At 67.8% G+C, this 16,758-nt stretch carries 13 protein-coding genes and 2 pseudogenes; 8 read left to right on the top strand and 7 right to left on the bottom strand.

Going from position 1 to position 16,758, the window contains the following annotated elements; genetic code table 11:
- Positions 1-135 precede the first annotated feature (135 nt).
- The 8 genes and pseudogenes from ACIP8W_RS15075 to ACIP8W_RS15040 all read left to right on the top strand — a co-directional run bounded on the left by ACIP8W_RS15075 (position 136) and on the right by ACIP8W_RS15040 (position 10,978).
- A complete protein-coding gene (locus ACIP8W_RS15075; RefSeq protein WP_401955138.1) occupies positions 136-681 on the top strand; it encodes a hypothetical protein in 546 nt (181 codons plus the stop codon).
- A 245-nt stretch (positions 682-926) separates the two neighbouring features.
- Positions 927-1,928: an endonuclease/exonuclease/phosphatase family protein gene (locus ACIP8W_RS15070; protein WP_402203235.1), complete on the top strand. Its 1,002-nt coding sequence runs from the start codon at positions 927-929 to the stop codon at positions 1,926-1,928.
- An 89-nt stretch (positions 1,929-2,017) separates the two neighbouring features.
- Positions 2,018-4,078 (top strand): FUSC family protein, encoded by a 2,061-nt coding sequence (locus ACIP8W_RS15065; RefSeq protein ID WP_401955134.1) that lies wholly within the window; start codon positions 2,018-2,020, stop codon positions 4,076-4,078.
- 472 nt (positions 4,079-4,550) lie between these two features.
- On the top strand, positions 4,551-4,787 hold the full coding sequence (locus ACIP8W_RS15060; protein ID WP_401955132.1) for a hypothetical protein: 237 nt from the start codon (positions 4,551-4,553) through the stop codon (positions 4,785-4,787).
- Between the two features lie 11 nt (positions 4,788-4,798).
- Positions 4,799-9,451 carry a glycosyl hydrolase family 18 protein gene (locus ACIP8W_RS15055; RefSeq protein WP_401955130.1) on the top strand — a complete coding sequence of 1,551 codons (4,653 nt, stop codon included), beginning with the start codon at positions 4,799-4,801 and terminating at the stop codon, positions 9,449-9,451.
- Between the two features lie 130 nt (positions 9,452-9,581).
- Positions 9,582-9,749: pseudogene (locus ACIP8W_RS15050) on the top strand (IS1380 family transposase); the annotation flags it as partial.
- Between the two features lie 193 nt (positions 9,750-9,942).
- On the top strand, positions 9,943-10,533 hold the full coding sequence (locus ACIP8W_RS15045) for a choice-of-anchor C family protein (protein ID WP_401955128.1): 591 nt from the start codon (positions 9,943-9,945) through the stop codon (positions 10,531-10,533).
- A gap of 136 nt (positions 10,534-10,669) precedes the next feature.
- Complete coding sequence (locus ACIP8W_RS15040) at positions 10,670-10,978, top strand: hypothetical protein (RefSeq protein WP_402148820.1); 309 nt, start codon at positions 10,670-10,672, stop codon at positions 10,976-10,978.
- A 13-nt stretch (positions 10,979-10,991) separates the two neighbouring features.
- Here the strand turns inward: ACIP8W_RS15040 and ACIP8W_RS15035 are convergent, their stop codons facing one another.
- The 7 genes and pseudogenes from ACIP8W_RS15035 to ACIP8W_RS15005 form a co-directional block, all read right to left on the bottom strand.
- A complete protein-coding gene (locus ACIP8W_RS15035) occupies positions 10,992-11,207 on the bottom strand; it encodes a DUF397 domain-containing protein (protein WP_401955124.1) in 216 nt (71 codons plus the stop codon).
- Positions 11,204-11,815 (bottom strand): DUF5753 domain-containing protein, encoded by a 612-nt coding sequence (locus ACIP8W_RS15030; RefSeq protein ID WP_402203232.1) that lies wholly within the window; start codon positions 11,813-11,815, stop codon positions 11,204-11,206. Before ACIP8W_RS15030 ends, ACIP8W_RS15035 begins: the two co-directional genes overlap by 4 nt.
- A gap of 59 nt (positions 11,816-11,874) precedes the next feature.
- A pseudogene (locus tag ACIP8W_RS15025) lies at positions 11,875-11,943 on the bottom strand (hypothetical protein); the annotation flags it as partial.
- Between the two features lie 657 nt (positions 11,944-12,600).
- Positions 12,601-13,773 carry a serine hydrolase domain-containing protein gene (locus tag ACIP8W_RS15020; RefSeq protein WP_401955118.1) on the bottom strand — a complete coding sequence of 391 codons (1,173 nt, stop codon included), beginning with the start codon at positions 13,771-13,773 and terminating at the stop codon, positions 12,601-12,603.
- A gap of 53 nt (positions 13,774-13,826) precedes the next feature.
- Positions 13,827-14,396 (bottom strand): 2OG-Fe(II) oxygenase, encoded by a 570-nt coding sequence (locus ACIP8W_RS15015; RefSeq protein ID WP_401955116.1) that lies wholly within the window; start codon positions 14,394-14,396, stop codon positions 13,827-13,829.
- On the bottom strand, positions 14,393-15,769 hold the full coding sequence (cysS, locus tag ACIP8W_RS15010; RefSeq protein WP_402203230.1) for a cysteine--tRNA ligase: 1,377 nt from the start codon (positions 15,767-15,769) through the stop codon (positions 14,393-14,395). Before cysS ends, ACIP8W_RS15015 begins: the two co-directional genes overlap by 4 nt.
- Positions 15,769-16,752 carry a hypothetical protein gene (locus ACIP8W_RS15005; RefSeq protein ID WP_401955113.1) on the bottom strand — a complete coding sequence of 328 codons (984 nt, stop codon included), beginning with the start codon at positions 16,750-16,752 and terminating at the stop codon, positions 15,769-15,771. Before ACIP8W_RS15005 ends, cysS begins: the two co-directional genes overlap by 1 nt.
- Positions 16,753-16,758 lie beyond the last annotated feature (6 nt).

Raw genomic sequence — 16,758 nt, 5'->3', positions numbered from 1 at the left:
TCGCGTCAACGCGCAGGTCAGCCAGGCACCGCGGTGGACGCCGCACCAGACACCACGCGGGACTTTACTTAATCTTTATGCTGATATCGCCCGGTCAAATATCCCTTTTGGGCCATTTGGAGCACCATGGGGGTTATGAGCCAGAACACAGCACACAGGCCCCCCACCACATCGGGCACGGGCACGGGCATACGCACTGGCACAGGCACGGGTTTCGGCACGACAAGTGCCGGGACCGGTTACGGCACCGGCTACGGAACCGGTGTCGGGACCGGCGCCCATACCCAGGGCAGGGCCGCCTGGGCCAGGGGCGGAAGCCTTCTCGCCGGTATCCTGATGCTGGTCACCGGGGCGACAACCATCCTCCAGGCCGTCGTGGCCTTCAAGAGGGACTCGTTCCTCAACAGCGTCACCAACTACGCGTACACCTTCAACCTGACGTCGTGGGGGTGGATCCACGTCATCATCGGCGGGCTGCTCGCCCTGACCGGTATCGCGTTGCTCGCGACGCGCGCCAGCTGGGCCAGGTTCGTCGGTATCGGGCTGGCGGGACTCCTCCTCGTGGCGCAGTTCATGTACCTGCCGTACCAGCCCATCTGGTCGGTCATGGGCATGGCGCTGTCGGCGTTCATCATCTGGGCGCTGGCCACGGACCGCTTCGGATCCGGCGCCAGAACCTGACACCGCCCCGGCGGTACCCCAGCACCTCACCCACCCTCCCCTTCCACCCGCAGGTGTACGGGAACAGCGGCACCCTCACCGGTCCGCTGTTCCCGTACACCTGAAGTGCTGTGCGACGCCGGGGCAACCGACCTCTGCCGCCGGGCGTCTGTGAGGATGCCAGGTCCGAGGACGTACGGAAGCGACGTACGGAAGCGACGTACGGAAGCAACGTACGGACGTAGAGAAGCGAGAGGGTCACCCCGTTGGACAGCACGGCCCTGTTGGACACGCAGCCCCCGCCCCTGAGCCGCCCCCTCCACGAGCGCCTCCTGATCAGGGCCACGGGTCTGTTCCTCCTCGCCGCCACTGTCCTGCTGGGCTGTCGGTTGCTCGGCACCGACGCCGTCACGCCCGTACCGCAGCTGCTCGCCTTCCTGCCGTGGCTGCTCGTCCCGGCCGGGGCCGCCCTGCTCTTCGCCGCGCTGCTCCGGTGGCGGGCCGGGGTGGTGTGGACGCTGGTGCTGCTCGCCGTCACGGGGTGGTTCCTGCGCCCGTACGAGACACAGGCGGCCGATGCACGCGCTACCGGCACCGGGACCCGGATCGACGTGCTGACCTCCAACGTCGAGTTCGGGCAGGGCACGCTCGGGCTGATCGAGGTGATCCGGCGCGAGAAGCCCGACCTGGTCTTCGTCCAGGAGTGCGAGTTCGTCTGCGCGCGGCTCCTCGACGAACGGATCCCGGCCGCGGACTATCCGTACCGTCATATCGTCAGGGCCAGCTCCGCCGAGGGCTCCTCGATCCTGTCCACGTTCCCGCTCACGGGTACGGAGCGGATCAAGGGCGTCCTCGCCATGCCCCGGTCCCAGGCGCGCGTCGACGGCCGCGCGATCGAGCTGCAGCTCGTCCACCCGCTGCCGCCCATCCCCGGCATGGTCCAGGACTGGCGCGACGAGCTGGGCCGGATCCGCGCGTACGCCGCCGGGCGCGGCGACACCCCCGTCATCATGGCGGGCGACTTCAACGCCACCCGCGACCACGCCGCCTTCCGCGCCGTCCTGGACGACGGCGGGCTGCGCGACGGCGCGCTCCTGGGCGGCGCGGGCCGCACCCCGTCCTGGCCCTCCGCCGTGCCCCGGCCGCTGGGCGCGCAGATCGACCACGTACTGGTCAGCGAGGACTTCGCGGTACGGGACGCCCGCTTCCTGGACCTGGCGGACACCGACCACCGGGCGCTCCTCGTGGGGCTGGAGCTGCGCGGCTGAGTGGGCCGGAGGCGTGCGGCTGAGTCGGGCCGGAGGCGCGCGGCTGACGCCTTCCCGCCTCCGCGAAAGGGCCCTGCGAAGATCGGGGCATGGGAGAACGTACGTCCGGAGTCACCAAACGCCCCACCGGCGGGCGGCTGACCCCGCCCGCGTGGCTGCTCGCCGGGCTGCGCCCGCAGCCCGCGCCCGTCCCCCGGGCCGCCGTCGCCCGCGCCTCCCTCGCGCTGTCCGTGCCCCTGGCCGTCGGGCTGGCCACGGGGAGGACGGAGTACGGGGCGCTGGTGTCGATGGGCGCGCTGTTCGCCGTACTGGGCGACACCGCCGACGCGTACCGGATGCGGGTCTTCAACATCGGGGTCCCACAGGTCTTCGGCGCGATCGGCGTCACCCTCGGTTCGCTCGCCTTCGGGCAGGGCTGGGCGGCGGTGGCGCTGCTGACGCTGGTCGCGCTGGTCTCCGGGATGATCTCGTCGATCGGCGCGGTCGCCTCCAACTCCGGACTGCTGCTCCTGACCAACGCCGTGGTGGGCGCCGGGCTGGCGCTGCCCGACCCGTGGTGGAAGGCGCCGCTGCTGTTCGGGCTCGGCGGGCTGTTGGTCCTCGCGCTGTCGCTGCTGGCCTGGCCGGTACGCGGCCGGACACCGGAACGGGCCGCGGTCGCCGGGACGTACCGCGCGCTGGCGGATCTGCTGGAGGCGGCGGGCAACACCGGGTCGGGTACGGAGGCGGCGGGCAACACCGGGTCCAGTCCCGCGCCCGACACGTACGACACGTACGACACGTACGACACGTACGACACCAAGCGCCAGGCCGTCACCGATGCCCTCAACAAGGCGTACGACCTCGTCCTCGCCCGTCGCGCCCGCGAACACGGCCGCTCCGACACGCTCGTACGGCTGCTCTCCCAGCTCAACGTGATCATCCCGCTGGTCGAGGCCGCCCCCGCCGCCCATCTGCGCGGCCGGCCGCTGGCGCCCGCGATCCCCGCCGCCGTACGGGAGTTGGCCGACGCGGTCGCCGCCGGCCGTACCGGCGGACCCACACCCGAACTGCCCGCGCCCGGCACCCCCTCCGAACGGGCCGTCGACGCCGCGCTGCGCCACGCGGCGGCGGTCGTGCACAAGGCCGACCCCGACCCGTACACCGCCGCCGACCGGCTCGGCCGCCCCGCCGCGCTCCGCGTCCGCGCCCGCCGCGCGACCCGCGACGCGCTGCTCTCCAGGGCCTCCTGGCGGTACGGGCTGCGCCTGGCGCTCTGCATCGGGCTCGCGCAGGCGCTGGTGTCGCTGATCGCCGTACCGCGCTCGTACTGGGTGGCGCTCACCGTCACCTTCATCCTCAAACCGGACTTCGGCTCGGTCTTCTCCCGCGCGGTGCTGCGCGCGCTCGGCACGGTCGCGGGGCTGGTCGTCGCGGCCGCGATCCTCGCCGCGATCCCGCGCGGCTGGTGGGACGTGGCCGTCATGCTCGCCCTCGCGGGGCTGATCCCGGCGGTGTCCGCGAAGGGCTACGCCTTCCAGACCGCCGCCATCACCCCGGTGATCCTGCTGATCTCCGACGTCCTCAACCACCAGGGCTTCAACCTGGTGCTGCCGCGCTTCACCGACAGCATGATCGGCTGCGCCATCGCCCTGATCGCGGGTTACCTCCTCTGGCCCGAGAGCTGGCACACCCGCATCGGAGACCGTCTGGCGGACGCGGTGGAGGACACGGCGGAGTACGTACGCCGTGCCTTCGCCCCGCCCGCCGCCGGAGAGAACGCCCAAGCCGAACGGATCCGCAACCGCCGGCGCATCTACCGCGACCTCTCCGCCGTGCGCACCGAGTTCGAACGCGCCCTGACCGAACCCCCGCCCACCGGAACCCACGCCACCGCCTGGTGGCCCCTGGTCGTCGCGGTCGAACGCATCGTGGACGCGACCACGGCGGCCCGCGTCCGCGTCGACCACGGCGCCCGGCCGCCCTCCCCCGCCGAGACCGCCGACATCGAACGCCAACTGCGCGAACTGGCCGCCGGTCTGCGCTCCAGCGAAGTGCTCGTAGAGGTACGAGCGGACCTGCCCGGCGACGAAAAGGGCGCGCTGGCCCCGCTGCGCCACGAGGTACGAGCGGCCCGCGCGATCGCCTCCCCCCGCGGGGAGGGCGCCTGAGCCACTGCGGATACCGGCTGGTACGGACACGGCTGGTACGGATACCGGCTGCTGTCCCCGGCGGCGACGCCATGCTCTGTTGAGCTTGATGAACAGGAGAGCGAAGAGGGAGCCGAGGACGTCGAGCGCGGCGACGGCGAGAACGATGGTCAGTACGTCCCTCACGGCAGCCGGCCTTCCTCGAAGGAGCGGAGGCTCTCGAAAGCTCTGACGTCAGCTCTGACACCCGAAGGCGGCGGATGGTTCGGGTGGCTTCGCGAGATCGGATACCGGGCGCGATCGAATACCGAGGGGCGGCATTACCCGATCCCACGGAAGTAGCACACGGACTGCGGGTACAGACCGTCAATCGTTGGCGTGCTCGACCTGCGGCCATCCACTCGAGGAGCGCGTAGATGACCTTGGCTTGGGTCCTCGGACGAGCCACCGGCCACCGGCGGTTGCGCTGCGGACAGCCGAAGTACGAGACACCGTGGTCATCGACGCCGACACCGGCACCCGGATCTGGCACGGCCTGTGCGACGCTGCGGGCAAGGAGGTCGCCGCCCACAGCGCCGGCTGGGCCACGGTCACCGGACTGCGCCAGGGAAAGCTCGCCGAGGACACGCTGCAAACGCCTACAGTTGAGAAACTATCCAGTTCCAACGATTCGGTTGTTCCCGATCTGTTGGATATGAGAAAAGGGGAAGGCTCTTGTTCCGCCGATTAATATCCGCAGCGGTGGTGCTAGCCGGGCTGGCAGCGTCAATTGCCGTTCCGGCCGCCGCCACCGACTTCCCTGCGGCCACCACGTCGCTGGTCTCCTGGAACATGCAGGGGGCCAATAACGAGGCACAGAACGGCAGCAAGTGGAGCAACACGGTCCATCGGCTGGCGTTGCAGGCGCCGATCCTGATGCTTCAGGAGGTAGGCCCGCACCCTCCTGCGAACAGCGTCGCACGGCCTGACCAGACCTTCACCACGACCGACAGCCAGGGCGCCACGCATCAGTTCACCGTCCTGCACCGGACCTGGTCCTTCAGCACTCGCCGCGGTCCCAACCCGACCCGTGAGGTCTACTTCCTGCAGACCGCCGACGACGCGACCAACCCGCGCCGGATCGGCGGCCGGGTCAACATAGCGCTCGTCCTGACCGAGAGGCCCGACGAACTGATCGTCGTCGGCAACCCGGTCGACGCCGGCCGCAACGCGCTCGGTGCGCGGTTCGGCAACGAGTGGTACTTCACCATGCACGGCCTGTCCGGCGGTGGCGGTGACTCCGGGCGGATGCTGGAGGCTATCGACAACCAGATCAGGACCCTCGGGACCCGGGATGGCGTCACCTACAACGCGACGATCGGTGGCGACTTCAACGTCGACCCGCAGGTCCTCGCCGGCCGGGCGGGCTTCCCGCGGACCATGCGGGTCCACAGCGCGGGTCAGGCGACCCACCAGCACGGCAGTGAGCTGGACTACTTCGTCACCACCCACCCGCACGTGCTGAACGTCACGGTCCGGCCCGAGGGCGACTCCGACCACTGGCCGGTCCAGTCCGGCCAGCTCAACGCGGCCGGCCCCAGCCCGTCGATCGACGAGCTCCGGGTGATGCCGACCGGTGACGGGATCACGGCCGGTGTGCACAGCACCGACGACGGTGGCTTCCGGGACTACCTGAAGGACATCCTGAAGGGCCTGACCACCATTGCGGTGGTCGGTGGCACGGCGGCCACTCTCGTCTTCAAGCGCACGGATTTCGTCGGTGAGCTGAAGAACGGCAAGCGCGGCGACCCCGACCACATGGGGTTCAACGGCAAGGGCATCGACGACATCAAGGCCGAGTCGATCCCCGCGCTGCAGACGCTGCGGCCGAACATGATGACTCTGATCGCGGGCACGGCCGACCTGGCCGGCGGTGCCGGCGGTACGGCGACGGCCGGGAAGATGCAGAGCTTCCTGGACGCGATCTACCGGACCTCGCCGACGACCACGGTCCTGCTCGGGACCCTGCCGCCGTCGACGAACCCGACGTACCAGGCCCGGATCGACGCCTACAACAGCGCGCTCCGCACGATCGCCTACGCCAAGATCAAGGACGGCGCACGGCTGGTGCTGGTCGAGCTGGGCTCGGTCACCCCGCAAGACATCACCAACGAGATCTACCCGACCGACGCCGGCTACCGGAAGATCGCGGACGCCTTCGCCGAAGGCGCTCGGATTGCGGTCCTGCAGCACATGATCAGCGGCCGCTCGTACACCTGGGAGCCGATCGGCAAGATCCGGGACGCCGCCGCGACCAACTCGAAGATCGGGTTCCCCGACCTGAACGGCGATGGCAAGGACGACTACGCGGTGGTCGGTACGGACGGCAAGGTCACCGGCTGGCGCAACGACGACCCGCGCAAGGCCGCGGTCTCACTGGGCGACATCAGCCCGGCCGACCGCGGGAACAACCCGGCGCTGGTCCACTTCGCCGACCTGGACGGTGACGGCAAGGACGACTACATCCGGATCCTGCCGCCGGCCGACTCGCCGACCGGCATCCCCGCGATGCGGATGTCGCGGAACACCAGCAGTGGCGGCAAGGTCAGCTGGGGCAGTGCGACGATCGTCGCGAACAACCTCAGCTACGAGCCGGAGCTGTACTTCACCGACCTGGACGGTGACGGCCGCGACGACCTGATCACGCTGGACCGGATGAGCTTCCCGACCGCCTGGCAGAACAAGGGCACGGGAATGCCGACTCCGGGCGGCTGGGACAAGGTCAAGGGTTTCGCCACTCCCGGTGAGGCGCGCGGCGCGCAGGTCGCCTTCGCCGACATCACCGGTGACGGCAAGGCCGACACGGTCCGGGTCGAGTACACCACCGGTGAGGTCCGGGCCTGGCAGAACACCGGCGCTCCGTGGAGCGTCACCGCGGGCTGGAAGTCGCTGGGCGTGATCCGCGCCGACGATCCGTTCAAGGGCACCTTCGGGACCTTCACCGACCTGAACGGCGACGGGATCGAGGACTTCGCCATGACCCGCTCCGGTACGACGGCGAAGAACGCCGTCAAGGCGGCCGTGGCGAGTGGTGCCGGTGACATCGAGGCCTGGCTGGTGCCGAGCTACGACGGTAACAGCCGCAGCGACGGCGGTGCCGGTGATCTCGGTGTCAACGGTGGTGTCGGTGACCCGATGGAGTCGCACCCCGGTGGCGACGACGGCGGTGTGCGGCCGGGTGCGTCCGGCGACTGCCGGCCGGACGGTCTGGCGACCACTCCGGGCGTGGCGACGCCGTACTGCAAGGTCTATCAGAGTGACGGCCGGGAATGGCTCGGTCAGGACCGGACCCGCCGGGTCGTGGGCTATTTCAACGGTGGCCGCACGGGCGCCGACGGTACGCCGCACTACCTGGTGAAGAACATCCCGTGGTCGAAGGTGACCCACCTCAACTACGCGTTCGCGTCGGTGGAGAACAACCAGATCAAGGTCGACTCGAACGCCACCCAGAAGGAGTGGCCCGGCGAGGTCGGCGCCGAGATGGATCCCTCGCTGCCCTACAAGGGGCACTTCAACCTGCTGACCAAGTACAAACGCCTCCACCCGCGGGTGAAGACGCTGATCTCGGTCGGTGGCTGGGCCGGTTCCCGTGGCTTCTACGCGATGACCACCAACGCCGACGGCTCGGTCAACCGTGGCGGGATCGACAAGTTCTCGAGTTCGGTCGTGGACTTCCTGCGGACTTACGGGTTCGACGGTGTCGATATCGACTTCGAGTACCCCACGGTCCTCGAGGACACCGGCAATCCGACCGACTGGGCGGTGTCGAACCCGCGTCGCAAGGGTCTGCCCACGACGTACGCCGCGTTGATGAAGACGCTGCGGGACTCGCTGAACCGGGCTTCGGTCGCGGACAACAAGTATTACCTGCTCACCTCGGCGTCGTCGGCCTCCGGCTACCTGGCCCGCGGGATGGCGAACCAGACCGCGCTGGACTACCAGGACTTCACCAACCTGATGGCCTACGACTACCACGGCACCTGGAACGACGTCGTGGGTCCGAACGCGGCGCTGTTCGACGACGGCAAGGACCCGGAACTGGCCGATCAGTACGCCACTCCGGAGTACGGGAAGATCGGCTACTTCAACACCAGTTGGGCGATGAAGTACATGCGTGGCGCGATGCAGGCCGGGCGCGTCAACATCGGTGTGCCCTACTACACGCGCGGCTGGCGGAACGTCACCGGCGGTACGAACGGCATGTGGGGCAAGTCGCAGAAGCCGAGCGGCTGCGAGCCGGGTACGGGCGTCAAGCGGCCGTGTGGTGACGGTGCCTTCGGCATCGACAACATCTGGCACGACGAGACCAACAACGGCAGCGAGCTCGGCTCCGGAACGAACCCGCTGTGGCACACCAAGAACCTGGAGAAGAACATCACGCCGGTCTATGCGCGCAGCGTCGGGCTGAAGCCGGAGACCGACATCGCCGACCGGAGCACGGGCCGATACACCCGGCACTGGGACAACACCACGAAGACGTCGTGGCTGTGGAACGCCGAGAAGAAGGTGTTCCTGTCGACCGAGGACGAGCAGGGCATCGACGCGGTTACCGATCTGGTCAAGTCGACCGGTGCGGGCGGCGTGATGATGTGGGAGCTCGGCGGCGACTACTCCTGCCCGCCGGACATCCAGCCGGACACCCCGTGCGGGATGGGGTACACGCTGACCACCCGGCTGAACAAGAAGCTGGGCAATATCGGTGCCTATGACAATAATCTGCGCACCGGCAGCGGTGGTGTCGCGCCGACGGTGACCGCCAACCTGAGCGTCGAGATGGTCAACTACCCGACCGCCACCGCGAACCTGTGGCCGTTGCAGCCGACCGTCCGGATCACCAACAACACCGGGCGCACGCTCGGCGGTGGCAAGGACACGAAGCTGTCGTTCGACATTCCGGCCTCGACGTCACCGCTGGTCAAGGACGCCGACTGGCAGACCGATGCCCAAGGTGGCCAGTGGAAGCTGGCGCCCGGTACGACGTTCCACCGGGTCAGCACGACGCTGGACTACTGCCAGATCATCCCGGCCGGGAAGTCGCTCGACTTGCCGATCATCTACTTCCTCCCGATCACCGGTCCGGTGAACACGAGTCTGTCGATTGGTGGTACGGCGTACGCGCCGGTGACCGACAACCTCAAGGGACTCGGTACGGCGACCCCGCCGGCCGGTGGCTGTAGTGCCGGGAACTGGGCCGCGACCAAGATCTACTCCCCGGCCAGCCAGTCGATCGAGCAGACCACGGTCAAGTACAACGGCAAGGTCTGGAAGGCAAAGTGGGAGACGAAGGGCAGTGCCCCGGGCACCGGGGCCGACGCCGACCACGAGCCCTGGAAGCTGATCGGCAGCGCCGGCTGACCATTCCCAGCCATCCAGCCCTGACACTCCACGTCTTGATCAAATAAACGGAGAGTGCTTCTGACCTGCAACGATGGGACTTGTCCAGGGTCCTGTTGCACGGAAAGAAGCACTCTCCAGGTGAGCAAGTATCGGGTTGTACCCGCGTGTTCGTGTCGAGGGCGGTGGCAGCGGGGTGTTCTCGCAGGCCGGGGTCGTGCTGTTGGCCGAGACGGTCCGCAAGGTGGGCCTGGACACCGCGATATCGGCGGCTCTGGCGCCGTGGCGCAAGCCGCGGACGGCACACAACTCCGAAAAGCAGGACCCAGCCCCGAAAAGACCCACCGCACAGCCACAAAGTCCCCGTCAGCAAGCTGACGGGGACTTATCAATGATAGAGATAAATCTGATTATAAGTCTTACTTTCAGGGTCTTTTTCCGCATCAAATATCTCCCTACCTTATTCATGTACGCATCGCTTCGGTGCTGCCAACCGTTCGGGAGGGAAAACCATGCTTTCCATTCGCGCATGTGTCATCGCCGCCGCTTCCTCTGCCCTGTTCGTCAGTTCCGTCGCCACCGCCTCGATGGCACAGGCCGCCAGCCGCTTCGACGACGGCAGCTTCGAGTACCCGAGAGCGGCCGCCAACAGCTTCTCCACGCTGACCGCAGGGCAGTCCATCGGCCCGTGGCAGGTCACCGCAGGCACCGTCGACCTGATCGGCGCCGGCTTCTGGCAGGCGGCGGAAGGGGACCAGTCCGTCGACCTCAACGGCGGCAATGCCGGGGCGGTGGACCAGACCTTCACCACGGTCCCCGGCGCGACCTACACCGTCAGCTACGCCCTGGCGGGCAACCCCGGAGGCGCACCGGCCGTCAAGACCGGCAGGGCCCTCATCGACGGACAGAACTTCCAGGACTTCTCCTTCGACATCACCGGCAAGACGTTCGCGAACATGCGGTACGTCAACCGGCAGTTCACCTTCCGGGCCACCAACTCCACGACCACCATCGGCTTCGCCAGCACGACGGCCAACAGCGCGTACGGACCGGTCCTCGACGACGTCCAAATCGAACGCTGCGCCCCCTGCCCGACCTGCTAGAACCACCGGAGAGCCGCCGGAACGGCTGAGGTGCGAGGTGCTTACGGACCCGACGGGGGCCGTAAGCACCTCGCGCACTCGTAGTTGGGTACCCGAACCGGTGTGGGCGTTGTGGGGCGTGGCGTTGGACCGGGGCATGAACGCGACAGCGCCCGCATCACGGCCGAAGCCCGCGAGCAAGAAGACCTCCGTCGGCTGCACACGTATCTGGTCCGGTCTGGCCGGGGTACTCGCCCTCTCCACCGAGCGGGCGCCACGTTGTCCGGGATACGGGGAATGCGGCCCGACGCTGCCCGGATGGCTGTTCCAGTGGGGCGCCTGCCTGGGCGCCGCGGCCTGCGTCGTCGCCCTGGTCGCGCCTGCTGTACGGGTACGGCGATGGGCGCTCGGCGTACAACTCCTTGCGGAGGACGCGGCGTTGATGACGGTCCTCGGCTACATATGACGGGCCGGACCGGTCACGCGTAACCAGCGGCGGCGAACGCGACGAAGTCGGTCCAGGCGGTGGGCGCGAGGGTGAGCACGGGGCCGTGGGGGGTCTTGCTGTCCCGTACGGGAACGACGCCATGAGCGGCGGTGTACGTGGGCGACCACTCGATGCAGCCCCCGCCATTGCCGTTGCTGCGCGTGGACTTGACCCACTCGATGTGAGTGAAGTCCAGGGTCGTGCTCATGCGGGAAGCGCCTCCATTACGGATCTGATCATGTCCGCTGTCTTCTTCGGCGACAGGGCACAAGCTCTCATCAGATCGTAGGCCCGCTGATGAGCCGTGACGACATTTTCCTCCTCAAGCAATGTGCCGGTGGAGATGCTCTCCTCGTACGCGATCTGCACTCCATCATCGAGAGTCATCAGGGTGAGTGTTCCCCCGGCCAGCGCATGCCCCCCGTGCTCGAACGGGAGGACCTGCAAGACACTGTTCGGGGTGAGCGTCAGATCAAACAACCGCTTCAACTGCGGGCGCATGACGGCCTGTCCGCCATACGTCCGCCGCAGTACTACCTCGTCGAGGATCACGGAGAAGTCAGGTGCGGGGCTGGAGTTCAGCAGGGTCTGCCTGCTCATACGAGCCGTCACAAGCTCCTGGATCGCGGCCGGTGCCGCTTTCGGGTTGTGGACTTCGAACAGCGCGCGGGCGTATGCCTCGGTCTGGATCAGCCCAGGTACGAAGTGGCCGGAGAACTCCTGGATGTAGCGTGCCCGAGTCTCAAGCTCCATTCGCCGCCGGTACTGATCCGGATGGATCTCCTTCCGCGCCAGCGCGTACAGCTTCCCGAACACCCCCCCGTCCCGAACGCCGCGTCGAGGCGTTCCGGCAGGTCGGGCGGGATCATCGTCTCCGTCGTTTCGAACCGGGCCAGTGAACTCTTCCCGTACTTGAGGATGGAGCCCAGACTTTCGAGGCTCATTCCCGCCTCTTCCCGGTACCGGCGCATCTCCGACCCGAAGAGGTCCCGGGCCGATCGCTCCGGTGTCAACTCCCGTGGTTGTGGCGCCATGCGCGCAACCCCTTATCCCCAGGGGCCTGTCGGGACAAAAAAACCCCTTCCGACCCCGCGTGAAAGTGCCGATGCTTGATGCACAGACAGTAACAACGCGATGGCGGAAGGCGCATCCCCACATATGTGCGAGACGGCACTCTTAACGGCTCCCAGTACGAACAGACTTGGCTACTGATGCCCGATGACACTCCCCCTGCTCTGCGACCGTCCGAACTGAGCACAAGACTGATTCTCAGCCTTGGCCAGAGGACCGCATAGCGCAGCCGATGGAACATCCACATCATCACGGGTTTCACGTACACGCACCACGAGGAGAACATCCACATCGCCGAACTGCCCGAACTGCCCGATGAGAACCGCGCGACCGAGCTGCGCAACACTGTCGTGGACCAGCTGAAGGAAGGCGGCCGGCTCGTGGTGCCGCTGCGCATCAACGGCCTGATCCGTACGTATGCGTTCGTCAGGCAAGAGGGTCAGCTGACGCGACCAACACCCATGTGTGCGGGTTCGTCGCGATGCGGGGGGGGCCACGATATTGAGGCGCTTCGATGCCGACCTGACCGACTACGCCACCACCTTCCGCACCGCCTCGGCCAGCGCGGCCGCGCGCACATCGTCGGACCCGCTGACGATGTGGTTCATCGCGTAGCCGAAAGCGATGCCGTGCTCGGGGTCGGCGAAGGCGAGTGAGCCGCCGCGGCCGGTGTGGCCGAAGGCGTTCGGGCCGGTCATGAGGTTGTCCTCGGTGGGGAGCATGTATCCGGTGCTGAAGCGGCTCGGGAACACCAACACCTGGTCCTTACCACTGGCCTGCTCTTCGGTCGCGGACGCCAAGGTCTCCGGGGCGATCAGACGTACGCCGTCAACCTCGCCGATCAGCGCGGCGTACATGCGGGCGAGTGCCCGCGCGGTGCCGATTCCGTTGGAGGACGGGAGTTCGGCGGCCTGCACCATGGGGGAGTCGAAGTCGATCGCAGCCGGGTCGGTGACCGCGAACGCTCGGTTGCTGAAGGAGTTCGGGTCGCGCCAGGCGGCGACCTGTTCGCGGAGTTCCTCGGGCAGCGATTCGGCGGGCACCGTCGTGAGGTCGACGGCCGGTCGCCGGTACACCATGCGGCTGACCCGACTGCGTTCACTCTCCGGCAAGCCGATGAAGAAATCCAAGGCGAGAGGATCCGCGATCTCATCGGCGACGAAGCGGCCCGGCGAGCGCCCGGAGACTCGGCGGATCACCTCTCCGACCAGCCAGCCCCAGGTTCGGCCGTGGTACCCGTGTGCGGTGCCCGGAGTCCACAGAGGGCGCTGGGCCGCCAGCTCTGTTGCCATGGGATCCCAGGCCAACGCCTGGGCCAGTGGCAATGGTTGGTCGAGAGCGATCAGACCGGCCTGGTGGGACAGGAGCCAGCGCACGGGGATGTCCGCCTTGCCGTTCGCCGCGAACTCCGGCCAGTACTCCGCTACCGGAGCGTCGAGGTCCAACTGACCGCGTTCGGCCAGCATGTGCGCCGCGGTCGCGATGGCTCCCTTGGTCGCCGAGTAGACCAGTTGAAGGGTGTCACGTGTCCATGGACGGCTCGTCTCAGAGTCGGCAACGCCGCCCCACAGGTCGACCACCGGCCGACCGTGCCAGTAGACGCACACGGCCGCGCCGATGTCCCCGTGCTGGGTGAAGTTCGCCATGAACGCCTCGCGGACCGGTTCGAACCCGGGCGCTACCTCACCGTCGATCGTCGTCATACCGTTCATCCTGGCAGCCACTCTGCCTCAGCTGACAGGGAAGTGGCCTGTGCTCAGAGGCGTTCGGCATCGACGCGTACGACGAGGGTGACGCGTACGCCCCTCGTGATCGGCCGTACGCCGTGGATGTGGTCGCGGGTGGCCGGGAAGGCGACCAGGCTGCCGCAGGGGGGCTTGATCTCCTGGGCGGGGTTCTCGAAGAACAGCGCGCCGCCGCCGTAGGAGTCCGGCGTGTTGAGCCAGACCACGAGGGTGAGGTCGCCGCCGACGACGGGCTGTCCGTTGGTCCGGGCCCGCTCGCGCTCGATGTCGGTGACCTCGTCGTGGTGGGCGACGAAGCCGACGCCAGGACCGTAGCGGTAGATAACCGCCGGCTGAGTGGCTATGCGTTGCGGGGCGATCTCGAACTGGCTGCGCAGGTGGGCGGCGCAGCGGGAGATGACCGCCTCTTCCAGGTGTGTCGGGACCTCGACGTACTCGCTCTTGCGCAGCGATTCGTCGATGACGCCCTGGTAGGTGCGCGGGCGGGCGGTCTGGTTCTTCACGTGGTCCATCAGCGCTCCGCAGAGGCTGAGGGGGATGGTGCTCTCTACGACGAGCGGTAAGTGGCTCTTCCAGGTCATGAAGTGGTCTCCTTCCACCAACGGGTGCCTTCGGGCGAGTCCTTGAGGACGACGCCCTGCTGGGTGAGCTGCTCTCGGATCGCGTCGGCCTCGGCGAACTTCTTCGCCGCGCGGAGCCGGTCGCGCTCCTTCGCTAGTTCGTCGACGGCGGCGTCGCTCTGGGCGGAGCCGGGGATGTCGAAGGTTCCGAAGAGGTTGTTCACGTCCTCGATCAGCCGCAGGGCGACCGGCCCGGCCGGCTCCTCCCTGCGGTTCTGCTCGCGGATGTACTGGAACAGGACAGCGAGGGCGCCGGGGGTGTCGAAGTCGTCGTCCAGGCGCTCGCGCATCTCTTTCCAGGCGTCCGTCACGCGTGCGGTGTTCGCCGGGCTGTCGGTGTGCGCGGGGTCGATGGTCCGGGCGAAGTTCTCGATCCGGCGGCGTGCCCCTCGGGCTTGCTCCAGCGTGGAGTCGTTCAGCTCCATGGAGGAGCGGTAGTGCTGGGAGAGGAAGGCGTGCCGCAGGGTGCGGAAGTCCGTCCGGGCGAGCGCGTCGCGAATGGTGAGGAAGTTGCCGGTGCTCTTCGACATCTTCTCGCCGTCAACCCGCAGAAGCCCGGTGTGCATCCAGTAGCGGGCCAGCGGATCGATGCCGGAGGCGGCTTCCATCTGGGCAACCTCAGCCTCGTGGTGCGGGAAGATGAGGTCGACGGCGCCGCCGTGCAGGTCGTACGAGGGACCGAAGAAAGTCTCCGTAATCGCGGTGTCCTCGATGTGCCAGCCCGGTCGGCCCGGACCAAGCTCGGTCTCCCAGAACGGCTCGCCGTCCTTGCGGCCCTTCCAGAGAGCGAAGTCGCCCGTGTTGCGCTTCTTCGAGTTGTCGTCGATCCGCGACACCGAGTCCTCGGGTCGCAGGTCGGTACGGCCGGAGAGTTTGCCGTACGCGGGGAACGAGGCCAGATCGAAGTACCAGCCGTTGTCGAGCTGGTAGGCGTGGCCTCGCTCAATGAGCCGCTTGATCTGGTCCACGATCGCGTCGATGTGGTCGTGAGCCCGAGCATGGACGTCCACGCGGGTGTTGCCCAGCGCAGCCATGTCCTCCAGGTACTGCTTCTCGAAGAGGGGCGCGATCTCCTCCGGCGGGACGCCCTGCTCCGCCGACCTCCGGATGATCTTGTCATCGACGTCGGTGATGTTCTGGAGGTACGTGACCTTGTACCCGCTCGCTTCCAGGTACCGGGCGATGAAGTCGAACTGCGTGTACGTCTTCGCGTGCCCGACGTGGCTGGGGCCGTACACGGTGGGTCCGCACACGAACATCCGCACCTCGGCCTCCCGCTCGGGGTGGAACTCCTCCGTCCGGCCGGTCAGCGTGTTGTGGACCTTGATCGACATCAAGCCTCCTGTGTAAGCGGATCACGCAGCGTACTGACGCCCGGACATAAGTGCCTAACTGGACCGCCGCCCTCGCCGAAGGGAACGAATCGCGGGGACGGCTGGTCGGCGAAGACCGACGCCTCTCCCCCGAGGAGGTGGTGGTTGGCCCGCTGGTACGCCTTCCGCACGGCCTCGATCGCGCCGGGGCTCAGGTCCATCCCGACCATGCGGCAGAACTCGCCCAGAGCCTCGCACCGCCGCTCCAGGTCGACCATCGACAGCGGGTCGCACTGCTGGGCCTCGATCAGCAGGTTCTCCTGCTCGCCGCTGATTAGGCCGAGTGCGCCAAGGGAGTACAGCTTCCACTTCATGTTCGGCAGCAGCTGGCCCGAGCGGGCGTACATCCAGTCCACGACCTCGTCCAGTGCCCCGGAGAGTACGAAGTGGCCCGTGGGCACTCCGACCCGCCGTGCCATCCGCAGCGGGATCTCGCGCGCGTCCCAGGTGATCCGGTTGTGCAGCCGGTAGGTCTCGCCCTCCAGCCGCTGAAGCTGCTCGCGCGACTTGTGAGAGATCAGCGCCCCGAAGGCTTCCTCACGGTCGAACAGCGGCTCGCCCTTGTTCCCGTAGGCGTCGCACTTGTCGCTGTTCCACGCCGTGCGCGGGTCGGCCTCGTACTGGAAGAGGAGCTGGTGGACGTTGACCTCCATACGCCCCCAGGGCACCGGCACGTGGAAGCTGAACTCCGGGATCCAGGCGGGGAGCCGGTCACGGACCAGGGTGTATGTGTCCGCCGGCCGCGACCTCCACTCCTCTTCCTTGAGCGGAACGTCGAGGATGACGGCCAGGTCGAAGTCCGAATCGGTACTGAACCGCGTGACGTTGCGGGGCGCGACCGCCGAGGAGGACAGGACGTAGAGCGCCTGGACCTCGGGCATCGTCTTGAGCGTGTCGAGCAGACCCCCGGCTGCGGCACGGGCCTGCATTTTCAGGCTTTCCACGAGAAC

It is taken from the genome of Streptomyces sp. NPDC088554, from assembly GCF_044752945.1.
Taxonomy (GTDB): Bacteria; Actinomycetota; Actinomycetes; order Streptomycetales; family Streptomycetaceae; genus Streptomyces.
Note: the sequence above shows the minus strand (reverse complement) of the source record. Positions and strands in the feature narration are given on the sequence as shown.